The sequence below is a fragment of the Echinicola strongylocentroti genome (assembly GCF_003260975.1).
Lineage (GTDB): Bacteria > Bacteroidota > Bacteroidia > Cytophagales > Cyclobacteriaceae > Echinicola > Echinicola strongylocentroti.
In genome coordinates this window covers 2349001-2368073 of the sequence record NZ_CP030041.1, presented here as the reverse complement: position 1 = coordinate 2368073, position 19073 = coordinate 2349001, and the positions used below count along the sequence as shown (strand labels likewise).

10 protein-coding genes are annotated in these 19073 nt (G+C 46.6%); 6 read left to right on the top strand and 4 right to left on the bottom strand.

What is annotated here, in order from left to right:
- Positions 1 to 27 precede the first annotated feature (27 nt).
- The 3 genes from DN752_RS09085 (at position 28) to DN752_RS09075 (ending at position 5222) form a co-directional block, all read left to right on the top strand.
- Positions 28 to 2085: a RagB/SusD family nutrient uptake outer membrane protein gene (locus tag DN752_RS09085; protein ID WP_112786478.1), complete on the top strand. Its 2058-nt coding sequence runs from the start codon at positions 28 to 30 to the stop codon at positions 2083 to 2085.
- A 30-nt stretch (positions 2086 to 2115) separates the two neighbouring features.
- Positions 2116 to 2928, top strand: a complete 813-nt coding sequence (locus DN752_RS09080) for a DUF3823 domain-containing protein (protein ID WP_112783648.1) — start codon at positions 2116 to 2118, stop codon at positions 2926 to 2928.
- Between the two features lie 92 nt (positions 2929 to 3020).
- Positions 3021 to 5222, top strand: coding sequence for a hypothetical protein (locus tag DN752_RS09075; protein ID WP_112783647.1), 2202 nt, complete (start codon positions 3021 to 3023; stop codon positions 5220 to 5222).
- 19 nt (positions 5223 to 5241) lie between these two features.
- On the opposite strand, the gene DN752_RS09070 is transcribed toward DN752_RS09075, so the two are convergent.
- Entirely contained in the window at positions 5242 to 7764 is a 2523-nt protein-coding gene (locus DN752_RS09070) for a Kelch repeat-containing protein (RefSeq protein ID WP_112783646.1), read from the bottom strand.
- Positions 7765 to 9033: 1269 nt separating this feature from the next.
- On the opposite strand from DN752_RS09070, the gene DN752_RS09055 reads away from it, so the two are divergent.
- Genes DN752_RS09055 through DN752_RS09045 form a run of 3 tightly spaced genes read left to right on the top strand, consistent with a single transcriptional unit; the run spans position 9034 to position 14742 of the window.
- Positions 9034 to 10125: an efflux RND transporter periplasmic adaptor subunit gene (locus DN752_RS09055; RefSeq protein ID WP_112786477.1), complete on the top strand. Its 1092-nt coding sequence runs from the start codon at positions 9034 to 9036 to the stop codon at positions 10123 to 10125.
- A 26-nt stretch (positions 10126 to 10151) separates the two neighbouring features.
- Entirely contained in the window at positions 10152 to 13316 is a 3165-nt protein-coding gene (locus DN752_RS09050; RefSeq protein ID WP_112783643.1) for an efflux RND transporter permease subunit, read from the top strand.
- Positions 13309 to 14742: a TolC family protein gene (locus tag DN752_RS09045; protein ID WP_112783642.1), complete on the top strand. Its 1434-nt coding sequence runs from the start codon at positions 13309 to 13311 to the stop codon at positions 14740 to 14742. Before DN752_RS09050 ends, DN752_RS09045 begins: the two co-directional genes overlap by 8 nt.
- Positions 14743 to 14997: 255 nt before the next feature.
- On the opposite strand, the gene DN752_RS09040 is transcribed toward DN752_RS09045, so the two are convergent.
- From DN752_RS09040 to DN752_RS09030, 3 genes are all read right to left on the bottom strand, one after another.
- Positions 14998 to 16134 (bottom strand): cytochrome-c peroxidase, encoded by a 1137-nt coding sequence (locus tag DN752_RS09040; protein WP_112783641.1) that lies wholly within the window; start codon positions 16132 to 16134, stop codon positions 14998 to 15000.
- 64 nt (positions 16135 to 16198) lie between these two features.
- Positions 16199 to 17734: a DUF6850 family outer membrane beta-barrel protein gene (locus DN752_RS09035; RefSeq protein ID WP_112783640.1), complete on the bottom strand. Its 1536-nt coding sequence runs from the start codon at positions 17732 to 17734 to the stop codon at positions 16199 to 16201.
- A gap of 21 nt (positions 17735 to 17755) precedes the next feature.
- Entirely contained in the window at positions 17756 to 19069 is a 1314-nt protein-coding gene (locus tag DN752_RS09030; protein ID WP_112783639.1) for a DUF4876 domain-containing protein, read from the bottom strand.
- Positions 19070 to 19073: the final 4 nt, after the last annotated feature.

Here is a 19073-nt window from a genome sequence, read left to right as displayed (position 1 = left end):
TATGGCCACAAGAATAATTATAATCATATGAAAATAAGAATCATATTATTACTGTTCAGCATATTGTACATTTCTAGTTGTACGGACTTGGATGTGCCCCCTCCCAACGTCATCGGGGACGAAACGCTCATGACCAGTGAATCCGGCATGGACGTATATATCGCTGGTATGTACAGCAAAATGCCCTTTGAGGATTTCAAATACATGGCGCAATGGGGCGTAGAATACAATTCATGGCTTGGCTCTTTGGGGATTGAAGGAACAGGAGAAGCAGTGAACCGTGATGGGATCAGCTCAGCATATACGGGTGAGCGGACTCCATACTGGGGAAGGGCTTTTGGCTTGTTGAGAGAGGCCAATTACCTGTTGGAAAAGCTACCGGAATACGCAGATGCCTTTCCGGAGGTGACCTATAATCATTATTTGGGGGAAGCCTATTTCGTTCGGGCCTTTGTGTTTTCGGCCATGGCAAAGCGATTTGGTGGAATACCTTTGGTAACACGGGTGCTACGCTATCCAGGTGATGGCGAATCCTTGGAAATCCCCCGCTCTTCGGAGGAAGAAACGTGGGATCAGGTGATGGCAGATTATGACCGGGCCATCGAATTACTACAGCCGGCCAGTCCCAAGCCCGGATATTCCAATAAATACGTTGCACTTTCTTTTAAATCCCAAGACATGCTCTATGCAGGTTCTGTGGCAAAATACAATGAAACCGTACCGGGAAGGCTTACAGGGACTGGCTTGAAGACAGGGGTGAGGGTCATCGGCTTTTCCGATGAATCAGCCCAGACAGCATCTGTCAGGTATTTCAGAGAGGCATATGCCGCAGCTAATGAAGTGATCAATAGTGGCCGCTATTCTCTCTACAAGAGGAAATGGGCAGCAGACGACCCTGAAGCACAATACCAAAACATGGTGGACATGTTCAGCGATCCTACGAGCCCAGAGAATATTTATGTAAAGGAATATGACTTTCCTGTGGCGACCCATGGTTATGATGCCTACAGTGCTCCTTTTATCTTCAAGGCACCATTGGCTTCAGGCACCTGCCCGACGCTGGATTTTATCGAGTTGTTTGAGGGCTTTGACAGGTATCCTGACGGGACGATCAGGGTGACCACTGGCTCCACTAATACAGAAGGAGATTACCTGATGTACGATACGCCTTTGGAATTCTTTGAAGAGGCAGAACCACGTCTTCGAGCCTATGTCATCTTCCCCGGGGATATTTTCAAAAATCAGGAAATCGAGATCCGGGCTGGAGTCTACACCGGTTCGGAGCCGGTCAAGCCGTTGTTCAGTGATTATTCTTATGCTACAGCAGAAACCCGCTATCAGCAATTGCCGCTTTACACGCAGTCGCCAAAAGAGCTTTTCCTCAGTGCTAGGGAGGGCGGAAGTCAAGAACTGGTTACTTTCCAAGGAGAACAGATCACCGCGGCTGGTGCCAATGGGCCTTTTTATAACAATGGTGAAAGCTCCTTGACCGGATTATACGGTCGTAAATGGCTGAATTCAGACCCTTCTTTTGAGGCAGGTGAAGGCAGGTCTGACCAGCATTTTGTGTTGATGAGGTATGCAGATGTGCTGCTCAATGCCGCGGAAGCTGCCGTGGAGTTGGCCCTTGCTGGGGAAGCATCACCAGATGGATCCGATATGCTCCAGGTAGCCACCACAGGGATCAATGATATCCGTGAGCGTGCAGGCGCTAGTTTGCTTAGCGGGATGCTCTCTTCAGGTATTGAGAGCCGTAACATTGTGCGTAAAGAGCGCAGAAAGGAGCTTGCCTTGGAGCATAAGACCAAGTGGGACCTGCGTCGATGGAGAGTTCAGCATTACGAGCAACGAGACGGGTTCTGGGGTGAAACGCGGGACAAAGAGGACTTCAGTATGAATTCTCGCTACCGCTTTAGGGGACTCTATCCTTTCCTGTCCACAGAGAGCGGGCAGTATTTCTTCGATGCCCGTTTCCAATGGGTAAGTTTGAAGACTTTCGAATACAATATCATCGACTACTATTTCGCCATTCCTGGCGGAGAGGTGTCCAAGAGCCCGGTAATCGACCAGCAACCCAACCGATAAGTCATTATCAATAACCTAGAATATTATAAGATGAAAAATATAGCATACCTAGTACTAGCTGCGCTGTTTTCACTCAGTTCTTGCAGCATGTTTGAGCTGGATAATTACGACTTGCCTGCGGAAACACTCCAAGGGGAAGTGCTGGATAGGGAGACTGGTGAGCCGGTGCTCACCGATCAGGGAAGCGAAGGCATACGCGTCAGGCTGATGGAATTGAGCTGGGGGGACAATGTCACCCCTAATCCTGATTTCTTTTGTATGCCCGACGGGACATTCCAAAACACCAAGTTGTTTGCGGGGAATTATAATGTTCGCATCGACGGGCCGTTTATTCCCCTTATCCGTGAGGATGAGCGTGGGGTGCCGCTTGCTGATGAAACCCAGACCGTGGACATTAAGGGCGTTACCAATGTCACCTTTGAGGTACAGCCGTTTTTGAGAGTGGAATGGGTCAGTGAGCCTGAGGTGATCAACGGAAAGGTAAGGGCTCAAGTTCGTGTGACCCGTGGTGTTTCCGAGGAAGAATTTCGCGCTAAAATCGAACCCATGGGAGGATATAGTGACAGTTTCCAGAATGTGACCGATATCCAGCTGTTTGTGAGCTATTCGTCCACAGTGGGCTATCGTGCCCGAGATGAGCGCTGGTCCAGCCAATTGGATTTTTCGGGATCTTCCTTTAATTCCATGCTGGGCGAGACCATTACCATCGAGTCAAATGGCACCATCCCCGAGGGCAGAATGGTCTTTGTCAGAGCTGCCGCCCGAATTAATTTTGATACACCAAGAGGAAGTGGTACCAGACGATGGAACTATAATGAACCGCGTCAAGTGTTGGTTTATTGAGACGGAGTCTGGACGCTTTCTGGCTAGACAGCTGTACTCGGTCAGACACCTATAATGTATCCTCTAGCTTCACTACCAGAACCTATATATTCATGCAAAAAACAACTTTATTATATATCATCCCCGTCCTCTTGTTTATCGCTTGCGCCAAACCTTCCCAAGAAGAGAAGATAGTGGCAGGGACAAAAGAGAAAACGGCTTTTCAAACCTCCAATCCATGGAAGCCAGTGACGGATGTTCGCGCGGACGTGGCGATTGTCTACAGTGTAAAAGATCATCACGGAAAGGCCGGCATGACGTTCGAAGAACGCGTACAGACCTGGCGGGATAAAGGGTACACGACCCATTTTATGACAGGGATCGCTTGGGGCGAATATCAGGACTATTTTACGGGCGAATGGGACGGTGAATGGCACCTGGATGAAGGACAGGTCACCCAAAAGGGAGATACACTTTGGCATGGACACATGGTTCCGTACATTGTTCCATCGCAGAATTTCATCAACTATTTGAAAGAAAAGGTGATCAAGCGGGTCATTGATGCGGGAATAGATGCCATTTACCTTGAAGAACCTGAGTTTTGGGCCAAGGCGGGTTATAGTGAGGCGTTCAAAAGAGAGTGGAAAGTATATTACGGGTTTGACTGGAGACCACAGCACGAATCTGCCGAAAATACCTATTTGGCCAATAAGCTGAAATATCACCTGTATTACCGGGCGGTGGAGGAGTGTTTTTCCTTTGCAAAGGAGTATGGCAAAAGCAAAGGTATGGAGGTCCGGTGTTATGTGCCCACCCATTCCTTGGTGAATTATTCCCAATGGATGATAGTCAGTCCCGAGGCCAGTCTCGCGTCCTTGCCCAGTGTAGACGGGTACATTGCGCAGGTATGGACGGGCACCTCACGAGAGCCCAATTATTATAATGGCCAGGCAAAGGAGCGGGTGTTTGAAACGGCTTTTCTGGAATATGGCTCCATGGAATCCATGACAGCTCCGACGGGTAGGAAGATGTATTTTCTGACGGATCCGATCGAAGACTGGCCTAGGGACTGGGCTGATTATAAGAAAAATTACCAGGCCACCTTTGCGGCACAGCTGCTGTACCCGATGGTGGCCAATTATGAAGTGATGCCTTGGCCTGACCGCATCTACGAAGGGCTCTATAGAACAAGTGCAGATAGTGAAGAGAAAGCGCTAATTCCACGCTTTTATTCCACGCAGATGCAGGTGATGGTCAATACACTGAACGATATGCCCGAGTCTGACAACAAAGTAAGTGGGTCGCAAGGGATCGGGGTCCTGATGTCCAATTCCCTGATGTTTCAGCGGTTTCCTACCCATCAGGGCTATGATGATCCACAGTTGTCCAATTTTTATGGACAGACCATGCCGCTGCTCAAGCGTGGCGTGCCTGTGAAGACCGTTCATATCGAAAATGTGTCCTTTCCGCGAACTTGGGAAGACTTAAAGATCCTGATCATGTCCTATTCCAATATGAAGCCGATGAACCAAGAGGGACATGACCATATCGCCGATTGGGTCAAAAAGGGAGGCGTTTTGGTCTATTGCGGCAGGGACAAAGATGCCTTTCAGAGCGTCCAGGAATGGTGGAATACGGATGGTAACACGTTCAACGCCCCATCGGAGGACTTGTTTCAGAAGCTAGGGCTAAAAGCACCTTTTGAGGCAGGGGAGTTTTCCTATGGCAAGGGAAAAGTGGTCGTTATGCGGGTTGATCCCAAGGAGTTTGTGCTAGAGGAAAACAATGATGTGGAGTTTGTAAACACCATAAAAAGACTGTATGGTTCAGCACCAGTCTCTGGTAAGCTCGCTTTTAAAAACCACTTCTCCTTGACAAGAGGGGCTTATGAGATCATTTCCGTTGTCAATGAAAACAAAGACACTTCTCCTTATATCGCCAAGGGTAAATTCATTGACCTTTTTGATCCAGCGATTCCTGTTTTGGACGAAAAGCGGGTGATGCCCGGTGAGCAAGCCTTCTTGTACAATATCGAAAGTGTCAAGGATCCACAGCTCCCACAGGTTTTGGCCACTGCAGCTAGGGTTTATGATGAGGAAGTGACCAAGAATAGCTATTCATTGATAGCCAAAAGTCCCCTGAACACCACAAATGTGATGAGAATTCTTCTACCAGAAAAAGTGGATTCCATCGAGATTACAGATGCAAATGGTGGGGAATTGCAGGCAGAGAGTGCTTGGGATGAAGGCAGCAAGACCTGTTTCCTGAGTTTTGAAAATAACCCTGAAGGAGTTCACGTAAGGTTGAACTGGTGATGCAGACTGCATCATTTCATTAGGAAATGATGCTTTGATAAGAGCGGTGAAAATCCTTGCCGGTGGCATGCTTGTATTCGATGGCAAAGGTCCTGTAGGCGAGTTTGGAGTCTTCTATCATATTAAGTTTCAGCATCGCCTTAACCTGGTGTACCAGTGCTGTTTCATTTAAAGGGTCAATATTGAAAAGAGCTTCCGCCAGCGAAATCGTAGTAGTATACGATTCGCTGGTAAAGCTCTTTTCCATTTCCAATATCAATGCCGGTTCAAGTTTGGTCTCTGCTTCTTCTTTGAATAAGTCGAACAAAGGATCATCCAAAAGGTAGAGGAATTTTCCTCTGGATACGATTCCGGCAAACTCATCTCGAAGTTCGTCCATTTTGTGGGCAGCGATAAGTTGTAGGCACCTTGCATAGTCACAATAAGCCTCTTCATGGAGGATTATTTTGTAATGCCCCTTTTCGTGGACCAATTCAATTCCATTTAGCTCGCCCAAGGTTTTTCGCAGGTTGTTGATGGTCACTCCTCGGGAGTTTTTGACCTTATCAGCAGGTTTATCCGGCCAAAGTAAATTGCTGAGGTGCTGCGAAGTAATCCCATCTTCCGATAGACTGTAATGTAGGATGAGACAAAATACCTGCTTCAGCTGGGTGCTGAACATATAGGTAATGTCCCTGCCTTTGGTGTCTCGCACCATAAAGTTGCCGAATAGGTGGATGGAATTGGTCGGTACGGTGTGTGCAGTGGTTGGCACATGGATTTTTTCTACTGCTTCCTCCTCGGGATTTTTGGCGGCCTCCGGGGATGTTGATTTTAATTTTTTATATAAAAACAAACCCAAGGCGATTGCTCCGACACCCAGGAGCAAGATCAATAAAGGAGTATTGCTATGTCGCTTTGCTGGAAAATCTGACAACTCTGCCCTCGTAATAGCAGGGAATGCCAAGGAATAAATCTTTAGGTCTGAGGAAATATCATCTTCAAACTCCTGCACCACAGCATACAAGTTGTTGAGTCCTTTGTCAACATAGAGGTTGGCGTTGGTAGTGATTTTGTCAGATCGGATAGGGATAGAATCCCCGAGTATTTCATAGCTGCCATCCGTTAGGGAGAAGCGATACAGGTGAAGAAAGGATTCCGAAAAGTGCTCGGGATAGCAGAGTGTATATAGACTGGAGTCATTCAATATGACCATTCCCCGCACCGGAACGACGTTGTCATTTTCCCAAGGGATTTCCCAGCGTTTGGTTACGTGCTTGGTATCCATGTCTACCTGATAGAGGTCATAGTAGTATTTCCTTCCGACAGATTGATCCCCAGACTCATTTCCCATTCCGCCGAGGATATGTAAGTTGTTGTTTTCAGCTTGATAACCAACAGAAGAGAAGTAGCGCGGAGTAATGACATCACCTGTAAATCCCTCGGTAAGTTTCCATTCCTTATTTTTCAAATCGAAGGAAAAGAAATTTTTACTGTACTTCATATTGCCAAAACCTCCAAAAATACTGTACTGGGAGGAGCTGTGGTCGATAGAGGATCCATGGTGATGGAGTTGGGTAGGGAGTTGTTGGTAGCTTTCTTCGGTCCATTGATAGGTGTCCAGGTCAAGGCTGGCCACAGTAGGACCTTGGTAAGGGAAGTCATAATATACCTCGTAGGTGTATAATTTATTTTGGACACTATCGATAAAGTTAGTGCCCAATATGAGCTCTACAGGGCATTTTTGATCGAAAACAACTGTTCGGGTAATACCTGAACGAACATTGTAGCTCCAGAGTGAGTCTTGGTTGTAATAGTAGATTTCCTCTTTGTTGGGATCATAGTTTGCTCCGGCTACGGTTGCGGATTTAAACGAAGCCAGGTGTTTCCAATAATAGGCATAGTTTTTCAGCCAGTCTGGATTGATTACGTTACCGTATGCATTGCCGTTGATATCGTGGACGATACTGCCTTCATTTTCATAGAGGGGAAAATGATAGGTTTCCTTTCCGAGAATAGATAGATTTTTGATCGAGAAAGCGGGTACATCGATGATGTGATCACTTTTGCCAAAAAGAATATCGGGGTGATAGGTGTCTTGGAGGTGCTGATTATTGGTCGTAAATGGTTTGTTATCAATGGTAAGTGTGATGGAATCCCCGATGAGGTCAAATGAAAGTTTCATGTCAAACCATTGCTGGTCAAACAATTGGTCCTTGTCCATATTGGCCACGATAAGATTGGTTTTGCCTTCCTCGTTGAATTTAAAAACGATATGGTCGCCTTGGCTGTCGTAGAATAAATTAAAAATCCGATTGTTTACGCCAGTTTTAATCCGGAGGATGTACCCGATTTCTTCGACGGAGCTCAGCGATAAACTGAAGGCAATGTCAAAATGATCCGAAAATTCCGCATCATGTTCCCCAAAAATAGTGTAGGATGTGCGCTGGCTAATAGCTTGTTCGTTTCCATGGAATTTAAGCCCTCCATTAAAGAAAGACTGTAGCATGATAAAACCGGAAATCAAAGAAGCCAGTAAGTACATTTTAGTAAATGCGAACATCGTGGATATTTATAGATCAATTGCTTTTAGGGGCGGTGGATAGATGATGTTAATTTGGCTGTTGTGGAGGTACCGGATAGGGGGCAATATCCTAAAACAGTAGTCAAAAACCTAAGTTCCACATGCATCATTATCCTTTTCAAAAGTAGAATTTTCGAAAATTTGATACAAATGCTTTCCCAATTATGTTCTTTTTTTATCAATTGCTCCTTTTTGGTAAGTTGGCTGAGTGATGGTTTTTTTTGAAAAATTTCAACCTGTTTTTTGAATTATTCCAAGGGATTGGACGGTCAGTAACCAGGGAAATCGCTATTAAACTATTAGTAAAGAGATGTCAGCCTGAGCGGAGTCGAAGGCTAGACGTTGGACCTCGACTCTACCTGGAGGATAGACAGGTCCGCTCGGTCTGACTCTTTTTGCCAGAATTAAATAATTTCATGGGGTTAAAAGCGATTTCCTTGGGTCAGTAACAGCAAACTTAAGGTGTTTAAAAGCAATTTAGTATACGGTATAAAAAGATTTAGTACTACTACTCTTGACAGAGAGAATTCCTTTGCATACTTTTGGCTCATATCATGAAAATGTTGATCAGGTTAATATTGTCCTTTAGTATTCTGCTTTCGAGTGGAATAGCACCGCTGTTTTCGACCCAGCATCAGGAGAAGTTTTCTGAGCCAGCATCATACCTTTCAAATGTTGAAAGTCAGTCCTCCCGTCATTTAGAGGATATTGTTTTCAAAACCTCTTTTTCTGGCCTTAAAAAAGGAATATATTCTGCAGAAGGGGAGAATATAGAGGAGGAGAGCGAAAGCACTTCATCTAGAAAGAATATTGCAAATGGTGAGCACCTCGCTGTTTTCTTTTTTAATTATTTAATTGGTGAATTTTCTACCACCAGCCTAAGCGGCTTACCGTTCTGTAAGCACTTTTCCCATATTTTATCCTATCGTTGGCACCTATTTATCCAGGTGTTCTTAATATGATTTACCACTTTTTATGTATTCGACAAGGCAATAATCCTATTGCCTGATATTCCATTTATTACCCATTATTTTCTAATTCCGCAATTACCCAAAAAACACCTGGCATTCTGTGGCGTTTAACCCGGTTTGTGCATTAGGAATCGTAGTGAAACGGCTGGTTTTGAAGCAGTTTTAGGTCGCGATAGATAGGCTGATGCATGTTCTTGGTTTGATGTCCCGGATGTTTGGGCGTGTCTGCTATGACCACGCCACGAAACAAGAAACCAAAACATTTAAAAGAAAAATTATGAGAACGAGTATCCTCATGTTAATGGGCTTGTGTGCCTTATTGCTGCACACGAGCTGTACCTCCCATGGAGAGGAAAAAGAAGAAGAGGTCTACAAGCTTCAGGTCACCAGTCCTGTCCGGATGGATACCACCATCACAGAGGATTATGTGTGCCAGATCCACTCCATCAACCATATAGAAGTACGCGCCCAAGAGCGCGGTTATCTGGACAAGATCTATGTGGATGAGGGACAGTTTGTAAAAAAAGGACAGCTCCTCTTCAAAATCATGCCCAAGCTGTATGAAGCAGAACTTCAAAGTGCCAAGGCAGAGGTGAGTTTTGCAGCAATAGAATACCAAAACACCAAATCCTTGGCAGACAGAGATGTCGTGGCACCAAATGAGCTGGCCATGGCCAAAGCCAAGCTGGACAAAGCAAACGCGGAGTTGGCACTGGCACAGACCCACCTTGATTTTACTGAAATCCGAGCACCCTTTAATGGGATCATCGACCGGTTTCATGTACGGGTAGGTAGCTTGATCGATGAAGGGGAGCTGCTGACCAACTTGTCCGATAACAGCAAAATGTGGGTGTACTACAATGTGCCGGAAGCGGAATACTTGGATTATATGACCAGTCTAAAAAAAGACAGCGCTGCCACTATGGTAAACCTCCTTATGGCCAATAACAAGGTGTTTGGTCACTCCGGAAAAGTAGAAACCATCGAGGCGGACTTTAACCATGAGACGGGTAATATTCCTTTCAGGGCTACTTTTCCTAATCCTAACGGTCTTCTTAGACATGGTGAGACAGGCAATATCCAAATGGCTGTGCCTTTCAAAAATGCCATGATCATTCCACAGAAAACCACATTTGAGGTGCTGGACAAACGATACGTTTACGTGTTGGACGATGAAAACCAACTGCATTCAAGGGAGATTACCGTGGCTGCAGAAATGCCCCACTTATATGTGGTCCAAGACGGTTTGGAGGAGAATGACAAGGTACTGCTGGAAGGCTTGCGACTAGTGAGGGAAAACGACGTGATCCATCCGGATATCGTGTCTCCCGAAGCCGCGATCTCCAGCTTGGGCCTTTACGCGGAATAAACCAGTCTCATAAAAAAAGAGCAGTAATGTTTCAAAAATTCATTCATAGGCCGGTATTCGCTATTGTGATTTCGGTCATTATCGTCTTTGTAGGTACATTGGCCATTAAGAAATTACCCATTTCTCAATTTCCACAAATCGCACCTACTTCTGTAAACGTATTTATCGCTTATCCTGGTGCCAGTGCAGACGTGCTGGTGAAGTCAACACTGATTACGCTCGAAAACTCCATTAATGGTGCCCAAGGAATGCGCTACATGGCTACTGATGCTACGAGTGCAGGGGAAGCTACTCTTCGTGTGATCTTCGAACCGGGGACGGATCCAAACCAGGCTGTAATCCGGGTCAAGACCCGTGTGGACCGCGTCATGCCCCTGTTGCCAGAGCTGGTGCAGCGGGAGGGGGTGGTCATTACTCCCATCCAGCCCAGTATGTTGATGTATGTCAACTTATATGGGTCGGATGAAAAAATGGATGAGAAGTTTCTCTACAATTACGCCAATGTCCACATGATCCCCGAGATCAACCGGATCAAAGGGGTGGCAAATGCGCAGATTTTGGGTAGCCGTCGTTACGCCATGCGTATCTGGCTAAATCCTGATCGAATGAGGGCCTATGATATTTCCGTGGAGGAAGTAATGGAAGCACTTCAGGAGCAAAGTGTCGTGGGGCGACCAGGTAGACTGGGGAGAAGCTCGGGCATCGAGGCACAGTCGCTGGAGTATGTACTGACCTATAAGGGCAGGTATAATGAGCCTGAGCAATATGAAAACGTCATCATCCGTGCCAATGCCGAAGGGGAAAGTATCCACCTGAAAGATATCGGTAAGGTGGAACTGGGAAGTGAGTTTTTCGACATTTATTCCAACTTGGACGGCCACCCGTCTGCGGCCATTGTACTGAAGCAAAGTTATGGTAGCAATGCCAGTGAGGTGATCGAAACAGTGAAGGAAAAACTCACAGAGATGAAAGCCAATTTCCCTCCCGGAGTGGATTATAAGATCAGTTATGACGTTTCCAGTTTCTTGGACGCTTCCATTGAACAGGTGATCCACACCTTGAGGGATGCCTTTATCTTGGTGGCCTTGGTGGTCTTTATTTTCCTAGGCGATTGGCGGTCCACCTTGATTCCTATTTTGGCTGTTCCCGTATCCTTGATTGGGGCTTTCTTCGTTATCCAGTTCTTTGGACTTTCGATCAACCTGGTGACGCTTTTTGCGCTGGTGCTTGCCATTGGTATTGTGGTCGATGATGCCATTGTGGTGGTGGAGGCGGTGCACGCCAAGATGGAGGATTTTCCTCACCTTACGCCTTACCAAGCGGTAAAAAGGGTGCTTGGAGAGATCAGCGGAGCCATTATCGCGATTACCATGGTGATGGTGTCCGTGTTTTTGCCGATTTCCTTTATGAGTGGTCCTGTCGGTACGTTTTATCGGCAGTTCTCCATTACGATGGCGAGTGCTATCGTCATTTCGGCACTGATCGCCCTGACGCTTACGCCGGTGCTTTGTGCCATGCTGCTGAAAAATCACCATGGCAAAGAGAAAAAAGGTAATATCCTCACCAAATCATTGGACAAGTTCAACAGCGGATTTGATAAGCTTACTGGCAGGTATGTGGCCTTGCTGAAGCGAATGGTGAGCAGAAGGTGGTTGACATTCGGTATTCTGATCGCCTTCTGTGCGGGGATTTACTTAGAAAGCCAAATACTGCCCTCAGGCTTTATCCCCAGTGAAGACCAAGGTACTATCTATGCCATCATCCAGACGCCTCCCGGTGCTACCTTGGAGCGTACCAACAAGGTGTCTCAAGAGCTCCAAAAACTCTGTGAAGAGATAGAAGGAGTGGAGTCGGTATCTTCTTTGGCAGGGTACGAGATCATGACAGAAGGGCGTGGTTCTAATGCCGGTACTTGTCTGATCAACTTGAAGCAGTGGTCTGATCGAGAGCATACCGTGAAAGAAATCATGGAGGAGCTGGAAGAAGAATCAAAAGGGCTGGGAGCTGTGATCGAGTTCTTCGAGCCCCCGGCCATTCCTGGTTTTGGTTCATCTGGTGGTTTTTCTATGCGTTTGCTTGATAAAACAACCGATACAGATTACCAGGATTTTGACAAGATCAACAAGCAATTCATGGATGACTTGAGCAAGCGCGAAGAGCTCACAGGGCTATTTACTTTCTTCGCAGCGAACTATCCGCAGTACGAACTGGTGATCGACAATGAACTGGCCATGCAAAAGGGGGTGTCTATCGGAAAAGCCATGGAAAACCTCAATATCATGATCGGCAGTACTTATGAGCAAGGCTTTATCAAGTATGGAAGGTTCTTTAAAGTATATGTCCAATCTGACCCCAAGTTTAGACGGATGCCATCTGATGTACTGAACCTGTATGTGAAAAACGAAGAAGGAGAAATGGTGCCTTATTCAGCATTCATGACGCTGAAGAAAACACAGGGGCCAAATGAAGTGACGCGCTTCAATATGTATAACTCCGCAGCTATCAGAGGACTTCCGGCAAAAGGGTACACCACGGCAGATGCCATCACCGCCATCAGGGAAGTGGCCTCCCAGACATTGCCTCAGGGATATGATATCGCCTGGGAGGGGCTCTCTTACGACGAATCCAACCGGGGCAATGAATCCTTGTATGTATTTTTAGTGGTGTTGGTGTTTGTGTATTTTGTGCTCGCTGCGCAATACGAAAGTTTCATTATTCCATTGGCAGTGGTGACCTCGCTGCCTGTGGGGGTGTTTGGCTCATTCCTGTTGCTGAAAATGATGGGCTTGGATAATGATATTTATGCCCAGATCGGCTTGATCATGCTTATTGGTCTTCTGGGTAAAAATGCCGTATTGATCGTGGAGTTTGCTGTGCAAAAGCGCCAGCAAGGGTCTACGATCTTGGAGGCTGCCATAGAGGGTGCCAAAGTACGTTTCCGTCCTATTTTGATGACCTCTTTTGCCTTTATCGCTGGACTGATCCCCTTGATTATAGCCACAGGAGCGGGGGCTATCGGTAACCGTACCATTGGTGCCTCTGCCTTGGGCGGTATGCTGTTCGGTACCATCTTCGGGGTGATTATCGTACCAGGCCTGTATTATATATTTGGCAAGTTGGCAGATGGTCGTCACCTGATCAAAGACGAAGACGAAGTTCCTTTAACCGAAGACTACGATTATAATGATTAAGAGAATAATATATATATCGCTGGGAGTTGCCTTCATGTTGCTGGCTGTGACGTCGTGCAAAACTCCCTCAGTAATAGAGAAAACGCCCAATACGGCAGTTCCGGAGAGCTTTGACAGCTCTTCGGATACTACCAACACGGCAGGGGTGCAATGGCAAGAATTCTTTACGGATCCCTACCTGAATGCTTTGATCGATACAGCGCTGGGCAATAACCAAGAGCTGAACATCATCCTGCAGGAAATCGCCGTGTCCAAAAATGAAATCCAAGCCAAAAAAGGCGAATACCTGCCTTCTGTGGACATCAGAGCGGGTGCTGGTTTAGATAAAGTGGGGCGATATACCAGTCGTGGCGCCAGTGAGGCGACTACTGATATCAAGCCGGGCAGGGAAATGCCTGAGCCACTGCCTGATTTTATGGTCGGGGCCTTTGCTTCGTGGGAAGCGGATATCTGGGGCAAGCTGCACAATGGCAAAAGAGCTGCTGTGGCCAGGTACCTTTCTTCTGTAGAAGGGAAAAACTTCATGGTGACCAACCTGATTGCCGAAATTGCCAATTCTTACTACGAACTGCTGGCATTGGACAATCAGCTGGCGATCGTGAAAAGGAACATCAAAATCCAAAGCGATGCCTTGGAGATTGTCAAGCTTCAGAAAAGTGCTGCTAAGGCTACTGAGCTCGCTGTGAAGAAGTTTGAAGCAGAGGTTTTTCATACCAAAAGCTTGCAGTACGATATCCAGCAGAAAATAACGGAGGCCGAAAATAAGGTGAATTTCCTAGTAGGAAGGTTTCCCCAACCTGTCTTAAGGGATGCTGAGGCTTTTATAGATTTGGTGCCGAAGCAGGTGCAAGCAGGGCTTCCCGCCCAGCTGCTGGATAATAGGCCGGATATCCGACAGGCCGAAATGGAACTAGCCGCAGCCAAATTGGATGTGAAAGTGGCCAAGGCGAGATTTTATCCGTCGGTGGGGATTTCTGCAGGAATCGGCTTTCAGGCATTTAACCCATCGTACCTGATCAAGACACCAGAATCATTGCTGTACTCCTTGGCTGGAGACTTGGCGGCGCCTTTGATCAACAGAAATGAGATCAAGGCAACCTATAAAAGTGCCAATTCCAAGCAGATTCAGGCGGTTTATAATTATGAAAAAACCATCTTGAACGCTTATGTGGAGGTGACTAATCAGCTGGCCAAGATTAAGAATCTGGAAAAAAGCTACGGACTCAAAGAACAGGAAGTGCAGGCACTGACTACCTCTATCAATATCTCAGGAGACCTCTTCAAATCAGCAAGGGCGGACTACATGGAAGTGTTGATGACCCAGCGCGATGCCTTAGAGTCCAAGTTTGATCTGGTGGAGACAAAAATGAAACAAATGAACGCTTTTGTGAATATGTACCAAGCCCTCGGTGGAGGGTGGAATTAAATGCATCATTATTATTGACCTACTAAAATCGGACAGGAGACGCCTGCCGTAACCAAAAAACCCTTCAGAGCTAAGAACTTTGAAGGGTTTTTTGGTTTTGAATTTACAGTGTGCAGCTACTTTTTTTGTTAAATTCCCAGGTAGTTTTCATCCCGCTACTACAAGTCAAAAAAGCCACCAAAACAAGGCCGCTTCAGGAGGAAACCCCGCCGCTACGTGACGGAGCACAGGGACGTAGAGCAGCGTTGCCTATTATCATTGGGGCAATTCAGGCCTTGGCATTCGGTAAATAAGCGTGGTCATGGATTCCAAAAATGCGATCAGGTCATGCTTTTCCTCCTGTGTCAATCCCAACGGTTTTAGGATCTCAGAGGTAGTGGGCCACAGTGGATCATCCTTGAATTCCGGTCTTGGTTTTGGACGCGACATACCGTGGTCATACATGTTCATGATGCCTTCCATACTATGGAAAAGGCCGTTGTGCATCCAAGGACCGGTACGCATGACCTCTCGTAGTGTCGGGGTCTTGAATTTACCTACATCCTCAGGGTCTTTGGTAACCTGATACCTTCCCAGATCCTCGTATTTTCTACCAAAATAGTGGAGTCCAAGGTTATGGAACTTATTGTCTGTAAGGAAGGGGCCACTGTGGCAGTTCATGCAGCGGGCTTTGGTACGAAAGAGGTGAAGTCCCCGCAGTGCTTCATCGCTCATAGCGTCCTTGTCGCCTTTGAGGAACTTGTCCAAGTCACTGGTTCTTCCTTCCAATGTCCGTTGGAAATAGGCCAAAGCAGCGGCAATCCGGTCTACGGTGATGGCACCGTCGCCAAAAGCATCCTCAAAATACGGATGATAACCATCGATTTGATCCAGTTTGGCAGGAAGGTCTTCCAGCCCTTGGTGCATTTCCAAGGGGTTTTCTACCGGTACTTTGGCCTGTTCTTCCAGCGAAGCTACCCGCCCGTCCCAGAAAAAGCTTTCTCCTGCCCAAGTGTAAAATAAACTGGGTGTATTGCGCTGGCCCAGCTGATGGTCATGGCCAACGGCTACCGTCCGTCCATTGCTCCAAGATAGCTGTGGATCATGACAGCTGGAACATGAAATCTGCTCGGAAGAGGAAAGCCTCGGGTCAAAGAAGAGCACCTTTCCCAAATCTACCAAGGGCCGTAAAGAATCCACATCCTTGTACGGTGATGGAGGAATGGGGGCGATTTCCTTCCAAGCGATGCCCTCGTCCACCAGTGGAGTCGGCCATTCGGAGGCAGGCTTGCTGTACATTTCCCGCAGTTCATCGGCCGTGTACCGGTGATGCTGATAACCGATAAATCCACACCATAAAAGCGTGGCTGAAATCAACAATAAATTAATGGGCTTGTTTTGACGTGTTTTCATAGGTTTGTTCAAGGAAAACCCTTGTATTCTTCCAGTTAGCACTCCATTTTACGATCAATTGCCCCTAGTGGAGAACGGTAATCGTAAAATTAATATAATTCCTTCTTCCTTCCGGAAGATAAATGCTGTTAGAAACCTCGTTTACCTTGGTCGCAATTTCACTTTGATAGCGGAGGCTTCCCCGTAAGGTTAGCTTTTCAAGGGATTTTTCGGCAGATACTTGTGCCATTGGACTGATGAAGTTGGCGGTCTGATAGCTCCATTCCGGATAGACTACCGATTGGGACACGATATTTTCATACTGTGGGTTGACCCTAACCTGGCCATTTAGGTTGTATCGGTAGTTTGCGGCCAAGGTACCCCTGTAAAGCACCTCATTGATTTTTATCCCTTTTTGCACTTCCACCTCCAATCCTGCATTGGCATAATCGTATTCGTGGGAGGCATTGAAGTCCTTTTTGGAAACTTGATTGTAAAAGGCCGTACCCTTGATGCTAAAACGGGAAACGTAATCGCTTGCTTGATAAGATAATTCCTGGCAGAACCTGTCATAGAAATAATTGCCCCCTAGGAACAACTTATTATAATCCTTTCCTTTTTCCAGAGTTGACAGCGACACCAGTTGGTGGTTCCATTTACCTTTTCGAAGTTCCACATATAACCTGTTTCGGGAGGCATGGAGCTTATAGTCGCCTACATCTTCAATGATGGTTTCTCCTCCGTTGGTGATACGGCGTTCATAATTGGAACTGGATGAGGAATAGGTAAATTCTTCATTGATGTTCCAACCTGTCCGGTGGATATTATATTGGATTCCCAAGCGTTTTTCGTTTAACGTTTGGATGTACCGTGTTCTTTTTACCAAGTCGTAAGAGCCCAGTCCATAAAGGTTATAAACGACATACTCTGCAGCCCCAAAGCTTTCGTTATTCTCATCATAATAACGGTAGCCTCCCTTATCGTCAGCGTTCCCAAAACCGAGGTTGACTGCCGCAAATTGTCCCTTGCCGATTCTGTACCCCAATTGTCCGTCCATATCCAGCTGATAACTATTGATCTCTATCCTTGGATCATTGTACCGGGCATGTTTCTGTAGTTGGTAATCTATTCCCAGCCCTAATAGGATACGGTCGTTCCAGAGTGGTTTGGCGACCTTCATGTAGAGGTCAAAATAATCCTTGTCCCAATTGCCTTTCTTGATGTTTCCGATATAATAGGGGTTGGAGGCGAGCTCTCTTGAGAGCCGCCACCCCATGCTGTCACTGAAGACCTTTTGGTAGCTAAAACCACCCTCCATCCAAAAGCCGTTGACTTCCCGGATTCCTTCAGATTGTACCTTCAGTCCCCACTCCCTTTCAGGTTGTTGGGCAGTAATAAAGTCCCCGTTTTGCTGGTATAGCGCCAATGAACTCTTTCCAAACTGCTCCTGGATCAGGTAAGGTTTTAGTGGAAGTGCGGACATTTGTTCCCACTTCAGTTCAAATGATGGAGAAAGCAATGCCTCACTTTTACCAATACTGTCCTGCTCCTGCCCCAGCAAGGGCTGCAGGACAGCAAGCCACGCCACTATCAAAAGACCAAATCGGAGGATATTTTTCATTTTTAAGCCAAGCAGTTATTATCAATTAGCAAAGGCCTTTGGTGCGGCCCTTTCCAAGAAGGTGAAATCTTCCGAGGAATTATTGGTGTCCTTTAGGACTATCCGTTCGTTTACTATAGAAGCTGTCTTTCTGATCACGGACTGTGAACTGTAAGATCCTCCAGGTACATAGGTATAGGAGGCGTCCACATCGGTGGTCAATTTCTTGGGGATCAAGTTGGTGGGAGCACGTTGGATTTCGACACCATCAATGACATATTCCTTTGGTACTTGGATACGCAAATTTGTCTCTTCATCGATCTCCCGGTCAGTAGGATCTGGATAAGAGGGCAACGTGGTTACATCTTCATCCATTCTGAAAATCAGGTAACTGTCTCTTCCTGGGCTGTCCAAAAGAAAATCCTTTCCAAAAATATAATGTGGGATCATGTTTTCAACATTGGGATTGTCGATATCACTTGGAAGCGGTTTGTCGACCTGGTCGCCTACATAGACTTCGAAGTCCGCCCCACTGAGGTCCACGGTCAGGGAGGGGTCCTGTACCGCTATGGTCTCACCATCCGAATCGGTAAAGGGTGATTTGTGGTTCTGTGCGGACTGGGCGATCACGATGCTTTCGCCAGGCTCAAGCGGATAATCCTCCCCATTTCCCGGCACTTGGTAGAGCCATCTGGTGTAGAAATAGTCATTGTTGGGATCACCTGTTGCTGCCATGCCGATGGATTGGTTCCAGTCGTACTGACCGTTGTCTTGATCGTAGTCGGATTCCTTTGTATTGTTTTTGCCATATGCACCCATTACGTAAAGCCCATCTGCATAGATGGTGGTGTTGGAATTGTTATAGATCTCTATAAACTGGTCCCTGTAAAGGGCACCTTCCCGTACATCTGACCCTGCAAAATATACCTGCTTGATGAGCAGGTCTCCTATCTTTCCTGACGCTAGGGTCAGCATGACGGGTGAGCTGGTTTGGGCATTGACTGCCAAGCTTGGGGAAGAGGCGTTGAAGACCACTTCTGCCTCTTCCGAACTGTATCCGAAGTACTCGGAAAATTCCTCATCGGTAAAGGACCTTACGGCTACTACGTCATAGGTGCCTGAAGGCAACGCTTCAAATTGAACAGTCCCATCTGCGTCCGTGGTGGCCGAATAATTCTGTGTGGAGGTCACATTGGTGAGGGTCACCTCAGTACCTCGCATGGGCTCACCGCCCAAGCTTTCATCCACCAATACCTGGATGGTAAGATCGACTGGCTGGACTGTAGGTTCATCGTCCTGGTTGCAGGCACTGAATATGGTGGCTACAGCCAAAAGTAATAGTAATGACTTTTTCATGTTG